This window comes from Rahnella bruchi (assembly GCF_003614975.1).
GTDB classification, from domain to species: Bacteria; Pseudomonadota; Gammaproteobacteria; order Enterobacterales; family Enterobacteriaceae; genus Rahnella; species Rahnella bruchi.
Genome location: NZ_QZWI01000002.1, coordinates 162,913 through 177,825 on the forward strand (window position 1 = coordinate 162,913; position 14,913 = coordinate 177,825).

At 49.5% G+C, this 14,913-nt stretch carries 11 protein-coding genes, 1 tRNA gene and 1 other RNA gene; 6 read left to right on the forward strand and 7 right to left on the reverse strand.

Annotated features, from left to right (window positions below; genetic code table 11):
- Positions 1 to 303: 303 nt before the first annotated feature.
- On the forward strand, positions 304 to 2,973 hold the full coding sequence (adhE, locus tag D5398_RS06210) for a bifunctional acetaldehyde-CoA/alcohol dehydrogenase (RefSeq protein WP_120506826.1): 2,670 nt from the start codon (positions 304 to 306) through the stop codon (positions 2,971 to 2,973).
- Positions 2,974 to 3,115: 142 nt separating this feature from the next.
- Here the strand turns inward: adhE and D5398_RS06215 are convergent, their stop codons facing one another.
- Complete coding sequence (locus D5398_RS06215; protein WP_120506827.1) at positions 3,116 to 3,724, reverse strand: thymidine kinase; 609 nt, start codon at positions 3,722 to 3,724, stop codon at positions 3,116 to 3,118.
- Positions 3,725 to 4,351: 627 nt separating this feature from the next.
- On the opposite strand from D5398_RS06215, the gene hns reads away from it, so the two are divergent.
- Positions 4,352 to 4,759 (forward strand): histone-like nucleoid-structuring protein H-NS, encoded by a 408-nt coding sequence (hns, locus tag D5398_RS06220; protein ID WP_120130915.1) that lies wholly within the window; start codon positions 4,352 to 4,354, stop codon positions 4,757 to 4,759.
- Positions 4,760 to 4,976: 217 nt separating this feature from the next.
- Here hns and D5398_RS06225 read toward each other — a convergent pair whose 3' ends face one another.
- The 4 genes from D5398_RS06225 to rssA form a co-directional block, all read right to left on the reverse strand.
- Positions 4,977 to 5,984, reverse strand: coding sequence for an NAD-dependent epimerase (locus tag D5398_RS06225; RefSeq protein ID WP_120506828.1), 1,008 nt, complete (start codon positions 5,982 to 5,984; stop codon positions 4,977 to 4,979).
- 9 nt (positions 5,985 to 5,993) lie between these two features.
- A complete protein-coding gene (locus D5398_RS06230; protein WP_120506829.1) occupies positions 5,994 to 7,337 on the reverse strand; it encodes a UDP-glucose dehydrogenase family protein in 1,344 nt (447 codons plus the stop codon).
- 215 nt (positions 7,338 to 7,552) lie between these two features.
- The gene (gene rssB / locus D5398_RS06235) at positions 7,553 to 8,566 is read right to left on the reverse strand and encodes a two-component system response regulator RssB (RefSeq protein ID WP_120506830.1); all 1,014 of its coding nucleotides are present in this window, start codon (positions 8,564 to 8,566) and stop codon (positions 7,553 to 7,555) included.
- Positions 8,567 to 8,662: 96 nt separating this feature from the next.
- Positions 8,663 to 9,574, reverse strand: coding sequence for a patatin-like phospholipase RssA (gene rssA, locus D5398_RS06240; protein WP_120506831.1), 912 nt, complete (start codon positions 9,572 to 9,574; stop codon positions 8,663 to 8,665).
- Positions 9,575 to 9,723: 149 nt separating this feature from the next.
- Between rssA and D5398_RS06245 the strand changes: the two genes are divergently transcribed.
- The 4 genes from D5398_RS06245 to D5398_RS06260 all read left to right on the forward strand — a co-directional run bounded on the left by D5398_RS06245 (position 9,724) and on the right by D5398_RS06260 (position 11,553).
- Positions 9,724 to 10,188 carry a YchJ family protein gene (locus tag D5398_RS06245; RefSeq protein WP_120506832.1) on the forward strand — a complete coding sequence of 155 codons (465 nt, stop codon included), beginning with the start codon at positions 9,724 to 9,726 and terminating at the stop codon, positions 10,186 to 10,188.
- Positions 10,189 to 10,232: 44 nt separating this feature from the next.
- Positions 10,233 to 11,081, forward strand: a complete 849-nt coding sequence (purU, locus tag D5398_RS06250; protein WP_101076920.1) for a formyltetrahydrofolate deformylase — start codon at positions 10,233 to 10,235, stop codon at positions 11,079 to 11,081.
- Between the two features lie 213 nt (positions 11,082 to 11,294).
- A tRNA-Tyr gene (locus D5398_RS06255) sits at positions 11,295 to 11,379 on the forward strand.
- A gap of 44 nt (positions 11,380 to 11,423) precedes the next feature.
- Positions 11,424 to 11,553, forward strand: a non-coding RNA gene (locus tag D5398_RS06260) — RtT sRNA.
- A gap of 70 nt (positions 11,554 to 11,623) precedes the next feature.
- On the opposite strand, the gene D5398_RS06265 is transcribed toward D5398_RS06260, so the two are convergent.
- Together D5398_RS06265 and D5398_RS06270 are read right to left on the reverse strand one after the other, a co-directional pair.
- On the reverse strand, positions 11,624 to 13,456 hold the full coding sequence (locus tag D5398_RS06265; RefSeq protein WP_120507004.1) for an ABC transporter ATP-binding protein: 1,833 nt from the start codon (positions 13,454 to 13,456) through the stop codon (positions 11,624 to 11,626).
- A 16-nt stretch (positions 13,457 to 13,472) separates the two neighbouring features.
- Positions 13,473 to 14,906: a M81 family metallopeptidase gene (locus tag D5398_RS06270; protein WP_120506833.1), complete on the reverse strand. Its 1,434-nt coding sequence runs from the start codon at positions 14,904 to 14,906 to the stop codon at positions 13,473 to 13,475.
- Positions 14,907 to 14,913 lie beyond the last annotated feature (7 nt).

Sequence of the window (14,913 nt, forward strand, 5' to 3'; positions counted from 1 at the left end):
AGGTGTCAGCTGCGGCATTTAGTGATCCAGATCAAATTGCGTCTGCCTACAAATAGGTAAGCTTTGTGCATAGTCACTCAACGGTAGTTTGCAGAACAAATATTCGTCAAGCTACGTTGCATGAGGATTTATCTACTACCTTACGTGCTTCACCACTGAAAGCTCTTTAAGCAAATAAAGAGACAAAGACAACACTTTGAGAATCATAGAGTTAATTAGTTTCTCGCGGTGACTGATAGCAGGTCTATACTAGTCTTTGGCGGGTTATTTACTAAAAGAGTTTAACTTTATCAGGAGAGCATTATGGCTGTAACAAATGTCGCTGAACTAAACGCACTCGTTGCGCGAGTCAAAAAGGCACAGCGCGAATATGCCAACTTCAGTCAGGAACAAGTAGATAAGATTTTCGCTGCTGCCGCCCTGGCTGCTGCCGATTCTCGAATTCTGCTCGCCAAACTGGCTGTTGAAGAATCCGGAATGGGTATCGTCGAAGACAAAGTGATCAAAAACCACTTCGCTTCTGAATATATCTACAACGCTTACAAAGACGAAAAAACCTGTGGCATTCTCGGCCAGGATGATACTTTCGGTACCATCACCATCGCTGAGCCAATCGGTTTGATTTGCGGTATCGTCCCTACCACCAACCCTACTTCTACTGCGATTTTCAAAGCGCTTATTAGCCTGAAAACACGTAATGGTATTATCTTCTCTCCACACCCACGTGCTAAAAATGCGACCAACAAAGCGGCAGACATCGTTCTGCAGGCTGCTATCGCTGCCGGTGCGCCAAAAGACATCATTGGCTGGATTGACGAACCAAGTGTAGAACTTTCTAACCAACTGATGCACCACCCTGACCTGAACCTGATTCTGGCAACCGGTGGTCCGGGCATGGTTAAAGCAGCATACAGTTCCGGTAAACCAGCAATCGGCGTAGGTGCAGGTAATACCCCGGTAGTTGTTGATGAGACTGCTGATATCAAACGTGTTGTTGCTTCCGTTCTGATGTCAAAAACCTTCGATAATGGCGTAATTTGTGCTTCTGAACAGTCCATCATCGTGGTTGAGTCTGCTTATAACGCGGTTCGCGAACGTTTCGCTTCCCACGGCGGCTACATGCTGCAAGGCAAAGAGCTGAAAGCTGTTTCAGATATCATTCTGAAAAATGGTGGCCTGAACGCGGCTATCGTAGGCCAGCCAGCCACCAAAATTGCTGAAATGGCCGGCATCAAAGTGCCAGCTCATACTAAAGTGTTAATTGGTGAAGTCAGCGTTGTTGACGAATCAGAGCCATTTGCACATGAAAAACTGTCCCCTACCCTCGCGATGTACCGTGCTAAGAACTTTGAAGATGCGGTAGCTAAAGCTGAGAAACTGGTAGAAATGGGCGGTATCGGCCATACCTCTTGCTTATATACAGACCAGGACAACCAACCAGAACGTGTGAACTATTTTGGCAACAAAATGAAAACCGCGCGTATTCTGATTAACACCCCGGCTTCTCAGGGTGGTATCGGTGACCTGTACAACTTCAAACTTGCTCCTTCTCTGACGCTGGGTTGCGGTTCATGGGGTGGTAACTCCATCTCAGAAAACGTCGGTCCTAAACACTTGATCAACAAGAAAACTGTAGCGAAGCGAGCAGAAAACATGTTGTGGCATAAACTTCCAAAATCTATTTACTTCCGTCGTGGCTCACTGCCAATCGCACTGGAAGAAGTGGCTACTGATGGAGCAAAACGCGCATTCATCGTCACTGACCGCTTCCTGTTCAATAACGGCTATGCAGACCAGATCACCAGCGTTCTGAAAAGCCACGGCATTGAAACTGAAGTGTTCTTTGAAGTAGAAGCCGACCCAACGCTGAGCATCGTTCGTAAAGGTGCTGAGCAAATGAACTCCTTCAAACCAGACGTGATTATCGCACTGGGTGGTGGTTCCCCGATGGACGCCGCTAAAATTATGTGGGTTCTGTACGAACACCCAAATACTCAGTTCGAAGATTTGGCGCTGCGCTTTATGGATATCCGTAAACGTATCTACAAATTCCCGAAAATGGGCGTGAAAGCGAAAATGATCGCCGTCACCACCACTTCCGGTACCGGTTCTGAAGTGACTCCATTTGCGGTTGTTACTGACGATGCAACAGGTCAGAAATACCCACTGGCTGACTATGCGCTGACACCTGATATGGCTATCGTTGATGCTAATCTGGTGATGAACATGCCTAAATCACTGTGTGCTTTCGGTGGTCTGGATGCTGTGACTCACGCACTGGAAGCTTACGTTTCTGTACTGGCTAACGAATACTCCGACGGTCAGGCTCTGCAGGCACTGAAACTGCTGAAAGAAAACCTGCCAGCCAGCTACCACGAAGGGGCTAAAAATCCAGTAGCACGTGAGCGTGTTCACAATGCGGCAACTATCGCGGGTATCGCGTTCGCTAACGCCTTCCTTGGGGTTTGTCACTCAATGGCCCACAAACTGGGTTCAGAGTTCCACATTCCACACGGTCTGGCTAACGCAATGCTGATTTCTAACGTAATCCGCTACAACGCCAACGACAACCCAACTAAACAGACTGCTTTCAGTCAGTATGACCGCCCACAAGCGCGTCGTCGCTATGCAGAAGTCGCTGACCATTTAGGTCTGAGCGCTGCCGGTGACCGTACTGCACAGAAAATCCAGAAACTGCTGACCTGGTTGGATGAAATCAAAGCGGAACTGGGTATCCCAACCTCTATCCGTGAAGCAGGCGTTCAGGAAGCTGACTTCCTGGCGAAAGTAGACAAACTGTCTGAAGACGCGTTCGATGACCAGTGTACCGGTGCTAACCCACGTTACCCGCTGATCTCTGAGCTGAAACAGATTCTGATGGATACTTTCTACGGTCGCGAATTCAGCGAAGAAGAAGAGGCAGAAGTTGTTGTTGCTGCTCCTAAAGCTGAAAAGAAAACCAGCAAAAAGTAATCTGCTGAGTTTCTGATGATTAAAATCAGAAAGTAAAAAACCCGCTGAAAGGCGGGTTTTTTTATGGATTCGGGATAATCGATGGAATATCTGATAAATCCATCAGCGGCTAACGCGACTAGCCCGCAGTCGACACCGGGACTTACTCTGTTTTATCTTCGCCCGTGGTATGAAATGCCGCCATAGCTTCTTTGTAGTGCTTACGGCAGACGGAAACATAGCTTTCGTCACCACCTATAACGACCTGTGCGCCATCATGCAGGGCATTACCCTTCTCATCCAGCCTCAGGTTACGGTTGGCCTTTCGCCCGCAATGACAGATGGTTTTAAGCTCAACCAGTTTATCAGCCCATGCCAGAAGATATTCACTGCCCTCAAAAAGCTCGCCACGAAAATCAGTCCGCAAACCATAACAAAGCACCGGTACGTCTAGGTCATCCACAACGTCAGTGAGCTGCGATACCTGAGCCTTAGTGAGAAACTGGCATTCATCTATCAAAACGCAGCTCAGGCGCTGTGAACGGCTCTCCTGAGCGATTAGATTGAAAAGCTCAGTGTCCTTATTGTATAGCTCTGCGGGCGACGACAAACCGATCCGGGAACTGACTTTACCGACACCGAAACGATGATCTAATTCTGCTGTTAACACCAGCGTGCGCATACCACGTTCTTGATAATTATATGAAGATTGCAACAGCGAAGTGGACTTACCGGCATTCATTGCCGAGTAATAGAAATAAAGCTGAGCCATGAAGGATTGACCCCATAAAGTAAATGGATGGCATAAATTTTCGGCATCGATTGTACCACAAGCCTGACAATCTATAACAACGCCAGACTGATGCTGTTATCAGATGCAGTTGAAAGAATCATTAGAGTTGAAAAAATCACAGAAACTTACAATGAAAAATTATAAATGCAATAGAGGATTATCCGTAATCGTCAAACGGCAATACTCCCTGGCATTGCACATCTTATATACCTGCACGCCGGTGTGATTGGTTTGTCTATACAAAATCTGGCTGTGAAAGCGCGGGAAAGTAAACTATCTCAGTATGCTGTTAAAGTGCAGCATCACTCATTTTTCCCTATCCTTTCATTAGTTATCTTCATCTCTTCTTTAATTTTGTGAACAACCGCATGCTTATAAAACTACTTACGTATTGCAACAATAGCGCATAAGCATGTATTGAAATTCGGGTTATAGCCCTCAGATAAATAGTGTGAATTGTCCTGTCTATATTTTTTAGCAAACATTCACCATTTGCTTTAAATGCGTAAATTAAGGTCAGGTAAACAAATTGGCTATTGCAGAATACAGAAGAGCATTCTATTATTAGCCAAACGCCCCCCACCAATATAATTTGAGACTAGTATAATGAGCGAAGCATTAAAGATTCTGAACAACATCCGTACTCTGCGTGCGCAAGCAAGAGAATGCACTCTGGAAACTCTGGAAGAGATGCTGGAAAAATTAGAAGTTGTTGTGAACGAGCGTCGCGAAGAAGATTCTCAGGCAGCTGCTGAGATTGAAGAGCGCACTCGCAAATTGCAACAATATCGTGAAATGCTGATTGCTGACGGTATTGACCCTAACGAATTGCTGCAAACTATGGCTGCTACTAAAGCAACCGGTAAAGCAAAACGTGCAGCGCGTCCTGCTAAATACAAATACATTGATGAAAACGGCGAAAACAAAACCTGGACTGGCCAGGGCCGTACACCAGCTGTAATCAAGAAAGCAATCGAAGAGCAAGGTAAATCACTGGACGATTTCCTGCTGTAATTGCCCTTATTAACATAAATGTTAATACAAAAAAGCCCATCTTTTATGATGGGCTTTTCGTTTCCTAATACCGCTGATGATTGCTTCCTGTCACTAATACAAAACGAAGCAGGAGCCTCTCAACTCTGCATTACATTAAGAGCACTATAGGAGTTAACTGATTCCATAAAAAAAGGCCACCTCAGCAGCCTTTTGAACATCATTTAAAATCTGAATTTCAGACCTGATAAAAATCCCGATACCAGTCAACAAAATTCTGCACGCCCTGCTCTACGCTAGTTTCAGGTGCAAAGCCAATGGCCTGCGACAAAGGCTGTGTATCCGCGCTGGTCTCGTGCACGTCGCCCGGTTGCATTGGCAGCATATTCTTATCCGCCACCATTCCTAAAGCCTGCTCAAGCGCGCTGATATATGTCATCAGTTTTACCGGATTGTTATTGCCGATATTATAAACACAATAAGGCGCGGAACTGCTGGCTGGGGATCCCTGCTCCACTGTCCAGTTAGGATCAGATTGCGGAATGACATCCTGCAAACGAACAATGGCTTCGGCAATATCATCAATATAAGTAAAGTCGCGACGCATTTCACCGTGGTTATAAACATCAATACTCTGACCTGCCACCATGGCTTTCGTAAACTTAAACAATGCCATATCAGGACGTCCCCATGGGCCATATACGGTAAAGAAACGTAAGCCGGTCGTTGGTAATCCATAAAGATGTGAATAGGTGTGAGCCATTAATTCATTGGCTTTTTTCGTTGCCGCGTACAATGAAACCGGATGGTCAACAGAATCATCGGTGGAGAAAGGCTGCTTTTTGTTCAGGCCATAAACTGAGCTGGAAGAAGCATAAAGCAAATGCCCTACTTTATTATGACGACAACCTTCAAGAATGTTTACAAATCCAACCAGGTTAGAATCAGCATAAGCCAGAGGGTTTTGAATCGAATATCGGACACCGGCCTGTGCGGCCAAATGGATCACGCGTTCGAAACGTTGCCCGGCAAACAATGAGGCCATACCTTCGCGATCGGCTAAATCCAGCTTAATAAACTCAAAACCGTCTTTATTCTCCAGCTGAGCAAGCCGCGCAAGTTTCAGGCTGACGTCATAATAATCATTCAGATTATCGATCCCGACAACTGAATGACCCGCTGCTAACAAACGCTGCGACACATAGAACCCAATAAAGCCCGCTGCGCCGGTAACCAGATATTTCATAAAAACTCCTTACAGAACCGGATTGATTGAAGCACCGCGGCCAATGCCGTAGTAAGTAAACCCGCGTTTCTCCAAACGTTCAGGATCGAATAGATTTCGACCATCAAAAATTACCGGCTCTTTTAATGCTTTTTTGATCACATCAAAATCAGGGGCACGGAAGTTCTGCCATTCAGTACAAATAATCAACGCATCGGCATTATGCAACGCGGATTCTTTGGTACCCATTAATTCTAAATCTTCACGATGACCATAAATACGCTGCGTTTCATTCATTGCTTCGGGATCGTAAGCTTTGATTTTCGCACCGGCGGCCCAGAGCTGTTCCATTAATACACGGCTGGAGGCTTCACGCATGTCATCGGTATTCGGTTTGAATGACAGTCCCCAGAGTGCGAAGGTTCTGCCTTTAAGGTCATCACCAAAGTGGCGCTGAATAAAAGCAGGCAATTTATATTTTTGCTGATAATTGACCTGCTCTACTGCCTGCAGAAGCTTCGGCTGATAACCGATGTGCTCAGCGGTGCGGATCAATGCCTGCACATCTTTCGGGAAACAGGAACCGCCATAACCGCAGCCAGGGTAGATAAAGTGGTATCCGATACGGGAATCAGACCCAATCCCCTGACGCACTTTTTCGATATCAGCACCCAGCATTTCTGCCAGATTCGACATTTCATTCATGAAGCTGATTTTCGTTGCCAGCATACAGTTGGCAGCGTATTTGGTCAGTTCTGCACTGCGGATATCCATCAGGATCATACGATCGTGGTTACGGTTAAACGGCTCGTAAAGCTCACGAATAGGATCGATGGCATCCGGATTATCGGTACCGATGACGATACGCTCAGGGCGCATACAGTCAGCGACAGCTGCACCCTCTTTCAGAAATTCAGGATTGGAGACAACATCAAAGCTGATATCCACGCCGCGTTCTTTGAGTTTTTCACCCATTACCGCACGCACTTTATCAGCGGTGCCCACAGGCACAGTAGATTTATCAATGACCACTTTAGGTTCGGTCATGTGCTCGGCAATCGTGCGCGCCACAGCAGTCACATATTTAAGATCCGCAGAACCATCTTCATCCGGCGGAGTACCGACAGCGATAAACTGCACGGTAGCATGGGCAACACCTTCAGCCGCATTGGTGCTGAACAGCAAACGCCCTGCTTCGTAATTGCGTTGTACCAGAGGAGTTAAACCTGGTTCAAAAATTGGGATCAGCCCGTTCTTCAGGTTTTCCACTTTTTTTGCGTCAACATCGATGCACAAAACTTCATGCCCGACTTCAGCAAGAACCGCCGCCTGAACAAGTCCGACGTAACCGATACCAAAAACTGTTACTTTCATCAGCGAATTCCTATTTGTTATTTTTTAAACAACGTGAAACAGACAGCCAAAATTCCGGAACGCATTATACCAGTTTCAGCCGCAAGTTCGCCTGCAAAGGCATATTTTGCATAAGATAGGTCTTAGAAGAATGAAATAAAACGGAGATACGTAATAACACGCGGGAAAAATGCTCAATGTTTTTAAGGCATTATTATCAAAGACAATAACTTTGATCACTCTACGGACAGCATTAATCTCAGACGCCCACCCGAACCCCATACCTGACACTGCCACGCATCACATTTCTGACTAATTTGATTAGAATATGTCGCGCCCGTCGTGCCCAGCGGAACACCGTTACTGAGCTGGATCATATTCGTTCCGGTATTGACGTTGGCATGTAATCCGGCAGAAACCAAAATGAGATTCTTAAACCCCGCATGATAATAGCCGAGCAACATAGGGAATTGCCCTTCAAGATTAGCCTGCCTGAAAAGATGATTAACTTGCTTGAGCAATGTTGACATCTGCGGCAACCGCTGTTGCTGATTACTCAAATGCTCACGTAATAAGCTGTTAAAAATTGCCCGCAATAATAATGCCGCCAGAACGCCGTTCTCATTCGCGCGGGTGACATCCAGACAATAAAACCCGAGGTCTTTGGATGACAGCGCAGCAATATCGAGCACCAGCCCCGGACGCTCCGCCGTCGTCAGCTGCCGGTAATTAATGCGACAATTCGCCAGCGTCTGCTGAACCGGCGGTTGCAGTTCCTGCAATAACCGTTGCGCTTCATTGGGATTACGGCACAGCGCTTCCCAGTCCTGAACCAGCGAACTTTCTTCCATGGCCTGCGAGGAAAACAGCTTTGGGTACAGTGACGAAAGCAACGCCTCACGTAAACGCTGCAAATCGTTAATGGGTTTGAGCAACACATCTTCAACGCCGAGTCGCAACATGGAAGCGACATCTGTCATTTTATCCGTGGCAGAAATCACCAGCACCGGGATTTTGTTGCCCTGCAACCGCAGGTTTTCGACAAACTCCATCCCGCCCATTTCTGGCATTGCTAAGTCACAGAGGATCAGGTCAGGCGGGTAGTCTTCAAGCAGGGATAACGCTTCAAGACCATTCTCAGCTTCTGTAAAGGTGGCACCCAGGGAACTTACATAGCCAGCAAGAATAGATCGGAAAACGGCTTCGTCTTCAACGATGAGAATATGCTTGCTTGTAAGTGGCTTGTCCATCAGGGTCCCCCAGAATTTCTTATTCTAATAGTGGCTCATAAAGCCTGTTTTTGCTTGGCAGAATTGTCAGATTCAACCAAAGACGTTTTAAGCCATTCAGAATTGACTATTTTTTATCAGGGGCAACAACTGCTCTCTTTGCTTTTCAACCGCAAGACGGCCCGCCTCTATCGCTTCTTCCGCGCGATGAAAATCCAGCGTCGAAATCTGCGGGCAATACGGCTGGATCACCACGTCCGGCGGATCGCCTGCCATACGGTTACGCTTAAGCCGGTTCTCCAGTACCTGAATAGAGGTAGACATAATCTCCATCGCCGAAGGGCTGACATTCGGCTTTCTGGCGTTTGGTCGGGTTAAGCGCTGACGGATTCTGTCACGCCAGCTGACTTCTTTCTCAGTATTTAGTGCTTCTCCGGTCGGTTGAACGGTAAGCAAATCTTGCTGCATTAGGTGCGCGTCATGCTGAAGATCGACTGCAATCACGATATCCGCCCCCAGAGCACGGGTCAGCGACACCGGAACCGGATTCACAACCGCACCGTCTACCAGCCAGTAACCGTTATGCCAGACCGGTGCCAGCAAGCCCGGCATACTGCACGAAGCACGAATAGCCTGATGCAGATCGCCTTTAGTCAGCCATAATTCGCGCCCGGTACTCAGATTGGTCGCCACGGCACCAAACTTCTTCGAGCATTTTTCAAATTCATCAATGCGGATCAACTGACCGACCGCATTGAAAACCCGCTCCCCACGCAGCAAACCGCCGCGTCGCCATGAAAAATCCATCAGCCGCAGCACATCCCAGTAACTGAATGAGCGCACCCAGCTTTCAATCGCTGGTAATCTGTTGCTCACATAGGCAGCGCCTACCAGCGCCCCGACCGAACAACCGGCCACCACATCGACTTCAATATCCATTTCTTTCAGGGCATTGATCACGCCAATATGCGCCCACCCTTTTGCCGCTCCCGACCCCAGGGCAAGACCAATGGTGACTTTTCTGCTCATCTGATGACCTTAATATTACGCATATCTTAAGAATGGGCCGGGAAGCGCGTTGTCACCCGGCGAGTTTGTTAGGTAACATATCACTTTGGTGCATTCAATAGCGCAGCCTGCGCATCGGATGCCGATGCCCTGCCTTTTCAGGAGTTTCCGTGTCAGAACTTTGCCCTTGCGGCAGCAGCCTTGCTTATGAAGAATGCTGCCAGCCCTACATTACTGAGAATAAAGTTGTGCCTTCTCCGGCAGCTTTGATGCGCTCGCGCTATACAGCCTATGTTTTGAAAAATGCGAGTTATCTGATCGCTACCTGGCACCCAGACTGTCAACCAGAAAGATGGCGTGACAGTTTACAGGAAGGCTTTACCAGCACACACTGGCAGGGACTTCAGGTGATCAGCGAAACCGGCGGACGTGACAATAATGAAGGTTTCGTCGAGTTTGCCGCGCGCTTCAAAGAAACCGGTGATGAGCACATTCACCTCATCCATGAACGCTCGCGATTTCTTCGTTTAAAAGAACGCTGGTACTATATCGATGGAATTAAGCCGCAGACAGGCCGCAATGACGCCTGCCCGTGCGGTTCCGGCAAAAAATATAAGAAGTGCTGCGGTAAATAATTCAACCGTAATATTTATAAGTCTTGGACAGGATCCACACCCTCATGCCGCAACAGAACGTACAAACCAAGGTATTACGCACCATTTGCCCTGACGCAAAAGGTCTGATCGCCAAAATTACTAACATTTGCTACAAGCACGAACTCAATATCGTGCAGAACAATGAATTTGTGGATCACCGCACCGGCCGCTTCTTTATGCGCACAGAGCTGGAAGGGATTTTCAATGACAACACCCTGCTGGCCGACCTCGACAGCGCACTGCCAGCCGGTTCCGTCCGTGAACTGAACAGCACCGGACGTCGTCGCATTGTCATTCTGGTCACTAAAGAGGCGCATTGCCTGGGCGACCTGCTGATGAAAGCGGCTTACGGTGGTCTGGATGTTGAGATTGCTGCGGTCATCGGTAACCACGACACCCTGCAGACGCTGGTTGAGCGTTTCGATATTCCGTTCCATCTGGTCAGCCATGACGGCCTGACCCGCGAACAGCACGACAGCGCGATGATTGCGCAAATTGACCAGTATCAGCCGGATTATGTGGTTCTCGCGAAATACATGCGCGTGCTGACACCGGGCTTTGTGCAGCATTATCCGCATCAGGTGATCAACATTCACCACTCATTCCTGCCTGCTTTTATTGGCGCACGTCCTTACCATCAGGCGTATGAGCGCGGCGTGAAACTGATTGGTGCCACGGCTCACTACGTCAATGACAATCTGGATGAAGGCCCGATCATCATGCAGGACGTCATCAACGTGGATCACACTTACACCGCTGAAGATATGATGCGTGCAGGACGTGACGTTGAGAAAAACGTCCTCAGCCGGGCGTTATACCGCGTGCTGGCGCAGCGCGTATTTGTTTACGGAAACCGTACGGTAATTCTGTAAACCGCATTCTGACGGTGCTTTTCGTTCAGAGAAGCACCGTTAAGAACAAAAAAGCCGCAAACGAACTTTATTATCGCTTTCAGCGCTTTACACCTTCGAATCATTTGGTATTATGCGCCCCGTTCGCAGCTAACCGCTGTAACGAGAAATCATCCATGTAGCGCATGATGATTTATGGCTAAGAAGTATGTAGTAAATACCACGAAAAATTGTGGTGGGGTTCCCGAGCGGCCAAAGGGAGCAGACTGTAAATCTGCCGTCATCGACTTCGAAGGTTCGAATCCTTCCCCCACCACCATCTTCCAGAAGCCCCTCCCTTTTCCGAAAACTCAAAAACTAAAATAAAAATGCAAATCGGGAAGGATAGAGAACCTTCGACCCGAAGGTTTGAGCCGAGCAAAGCGAGACAGCGTTGCGCAGCAACGACCCGCAGGGCGAGGCCGGAGGCCGAGTAATCCTTCCCCCACCACCCTCTTCCAGAAGTTCTTGCATCAGACTCATCCCTGAGTCACCTCCCAGAAACACCTTCTCTGTATTCCCAATCAAACCTGAACAAAATGTCCTGCTGATACTTCCTGATAATGTCTTTGCGGCGGAATATAACTGTTATCACGCACCGGACTTTTCAGCTCATCCACCTGCATTTGTCGTTTCAACATTCTGCGTGACGGATCCGGCACCGGAACTGACGCCATCAGTTTTTTAGTATAAGGATGCTGCGGATTATCAAATATCGCCGCGCGCGGGCCAATTTCCACGATTTCGCCCAGATACATCACCGCAACGCGATGACTCACCCGCTCGACCACCGCCATATCATGCGAAATAAACAGATACGACAGGTTCATGCTTTCCTGTAAATCGAGCAGCAGATTCACCACCTGCGCTTTCACTGACACATCCAGTGCGGAAACCGATTCATCGGCGACAATCACTTTGGGATCGAGCGTCAGGGCGCGCGCAATGCAGATCCGCTGGCGCTGACCGCCTGAAAACTCATGCGGAAAACGGCGCAGCATATCCGGCGATAACCCGACCTTTTGCAGCAGAGATGCCGCCTTCTCTTTCGCATCGCTGCGGTTATGCAGTTTGTGTTGCAACATCGGTTCGATCAGCGCGTCGCCAATGCGCATACGCGGATTCAGGCTGGCGAACGGATCCTGGAATATCATCTGAATGCGCTGACGCATTTGCAGAATGTCGCGTTTACCCAGGTTCGTGACATCAAAGCCGTCGAAATCAATCGCGCCGCTGTGTGGTTTTAGCAGCCTGGTTACCGCGCGGCCGGTGGTGGATTTTCCGCAGCCAGACTCACCGACCAGCGAAAGCGTTTCCCCCTGAAATAAATCAAAGCTGATGTTTTCCACTGCATGAACTGCGCCTACCTGACGGCTGAAAATACCGCCATACACCGGAAAACGCGCGCTGAGATTTTTCACCGATAACAACGGCGTCAGTCCGGAATCTATCGTTCCCGCCACTTCCTGCGGCACACTGGCTTCGCCGGTTTGCAGATTGATTTGCGGGAAACGCAGTGGCCAGTCGCGCCCCTGCATCGACCCTAATTTAGGCACTGCCGCCAGCAATGCGCGGGTATAGGGGTGCTGCGGACGATGGAAAATATCCTCCGTTGCCCCGCTTTCCACCGCTTCTCCGCGATACATCACCAGCGTCCGGTCGGCAATCTCCGCCACCACGCCCATATCGTGCGTGATGAACAGCACCGCCATCCCCTCTTCTTCCTGCAACGTTTTGATCAAATCCAGAATTTGTCCCTGAATCGTCACATCCAGCGCGGTCGTGGGTTCATCGGCAATCAGCAATTTAGGTTTCAGCGCCAGTGCCATCGCAATCATCACGCGCTGACGCATACCGCCGGAAAACTGATGCGGATATTCGTCAAAACGCGCTTTGGCATTGGGAATGCGTACCTTCTCCAGCAACCGCAGGGTTTCAGCCCGCGCTTGTGCAGAAGACATTCCGCGATGCCGCTTCAGGCTTTCGGCAATCTGGCGGCCAATACTGAAAGTGGGATTGAGCGACGTCATCGGTTCCTGAAAAATCATCGCCATCTCATTGCCGCGGATATCACGCATCTGCTTGTCCGACAGCCTCAATACATTGCGCTGATTGAGCCAGACCTCACCCTCAATCCGACTGCTTTGCGCTTTCAGCAACCGCATCACCGACAGCGACGTAACGCTCTTACCTGAACCGGATTCACCAACAATCGCCAGCGTTTCTCCGGCATAGACGTCAAACGACAAATCGCGCACTACCGGCAGCCAGTCGTCCTCGCCGAGAAATGAAGTGGTCAGATGCTTCACGCTCAGCACGGGCTGACGTTTTTCCTGCTGTCCGGCAGTCTGATTCATCATATTGGCTCCTGAATTATTTACTGCGGGCGGAAAGCTGCACCTGCGGCGTGTAACTGAAATCCCTGTCAAAAGGGAAAGTTTTGCGCGCTTTGCGGTTGCGCGGCAGGCGCTCAACAAACTGATCCACCACGCCGTTAGACAGCGCCATCAGGTTCGGACTGGCAATGGGTGCCAGTTCCGGTGAAAGATAGCCTGATTTCACCACCACGATATTGGCGGTATGCGGATCCAGTTCCAGCACGGTGAAATCGCTGATGTTGTGATACGGACGACGACGCGCTGACACCACCACATCAATTCCGCCTATGCGCAACACCGCCTGACGGTCAGCCGGTGTCAGTGCGTCGAGCAGGAACACCACCCCGAATTCACCTTTCACCTGCGGGCTGGAAGGATCCAGCGAAGCGCCGAGCGTCAGCGTCAGCGTTGAGCCCACGCCAGCATTGAATGCCGCGTCGGTCGCAGGCGCATCGGCAATCCCGGCCACAATCGTATTTTGCGCGTACTGTTTGATAAGTTCCTGCAACACGTCTGCACGGTCGCCCACACCGCCACCCGTCGGATTATCGCCGGAATCCGCCAGCACCACCGGCCGCGTTTCACAGGCAATCGCCTTTTTCACGCAGGCTTCGACGGTGTCCGTTTCACAGCCAAACACAAAATCTTCACGCGCGTCCCAGTAAGCCTGCGCCAGTTGCGTACCCTGCTGTTCCAGCGCAACGCGATCGGTGCCGGTCATGATCACCGCCGCCGTCGCTCGTGGCTCATCTGCCCACACATAACCCACCATCAGAGAACTGTCCCACACACCTTCCACTTCATCCATTGGTGGCAAACGGGCATAAAGACTTTTCGCCGGTTCATCTTCCGTGCTGGTGCGCTCGCCCGGTAACACCACCGGCACCGGCACCCACAGCAGCGTCGGTTTCACGCCGGTTTGCAGATGTTTCACCAGCATGGCGACCGAACGACGCATGGTTTCCTCGACATCAATATGCGGCGCGGTGCGGTAAGTTGAAAAAATGTCGATGGCGTCAATAATCCGCTGCGAGACATTGCCGTGCAAATCGTAACTGACGCTGATCGGGCAATCCGGCCCGACAGCTTTACGCGCTGCGGCTATCCAGTCACCTTCGGCATCTTCCAACCCTTCGACATACATCGCACCGTGCATCGCCAGATACAAACCATCAAACGGTTTTTGTGCTTCCAGGCCAGCCAGCATTTCCGCTTTGAATTTATCGTAAGTCGCACGCGCTACCGGACCACCGGCAATGGCGCGGGCGTGAATTGTCGGTAAAAACGTTGCCGGATAATCCTGCAAAAAACGAAATCGCGGGGACGCCAGTAGCTGGGCGTCGCGCACGACGGTGAAATCCTTTTCCTCATTCAGCACCGGATTATAAGTGCTGCATTCAATGTGGATACCGCTGACAGCTATACGCATGTTGATA

Coding starts and splice junctions, on each gene's coding strand:
- D5398_RS06225 (WP_120506828.1), bottom strand. CDS start 5,984: ATGAAATATCTGGTTACCGGCGCAGCGGGCTTTATTGGGTTCTATGTG.
- purU (WP_101076920.1), top strand. CDS start 10,233: ATGCCGCAACAGAACGTACAAACCAAGGTATTACGCACCATTTGCCCT.
- D5398_RS06270 (WP_120506833.1), bottom strand. CDS start 14,906: ATGCGTATAGCTGTCAGCGGTATCCACATTGAATGCAGCACTTATAAT.
- D5398_RS06215 (WP_120506827.1), bottom strand. CDS start 3,724: ATGGCTCAGCTTTATTTCTATTACTCGGCAATGAATGCCGGTAAGTCC.
- adhE (WP_120506826.1), top strand. CDS start 304: ATGGCTGTAACAAATGTCGCTGAACTAAACGCACTCGTTGCGCGAGTC.
- D5398_RS06265 (WP_120507004.1), bottom strand. CDS start 13,456: ATGAATCAGACTGCCGGACAGCAGGAAAAACGTCAGCCCGTGCTGAGC.
- rssA (WP_120506831.1), bottom strand. CDS start 9,574: ATGAGCAGAAAAGTCACCATTGGTCTTGCCCTGGGGTCGGGAGCGGCA.
- D5398_RS06230 (WP_120506829.1), bottom strand. CDS start 7,337: ATGAAAGTAACAGTTTTTGGTATCGGTTACGTCGGACTTGTTCAGGCG.
- hns (WP_120130915.1), top strand. CDS start 4,352: ATGAGCGAAGCATTAAAGATTCTGAACAACATCCGTACTCTGCGTGCG.
- rssB (WP_120506830.1), bottom strand. CDS start 8,566: ATGGACAAGCCACTTACAAGCAAGCATATTCTCATCGTTGAAGACGAA.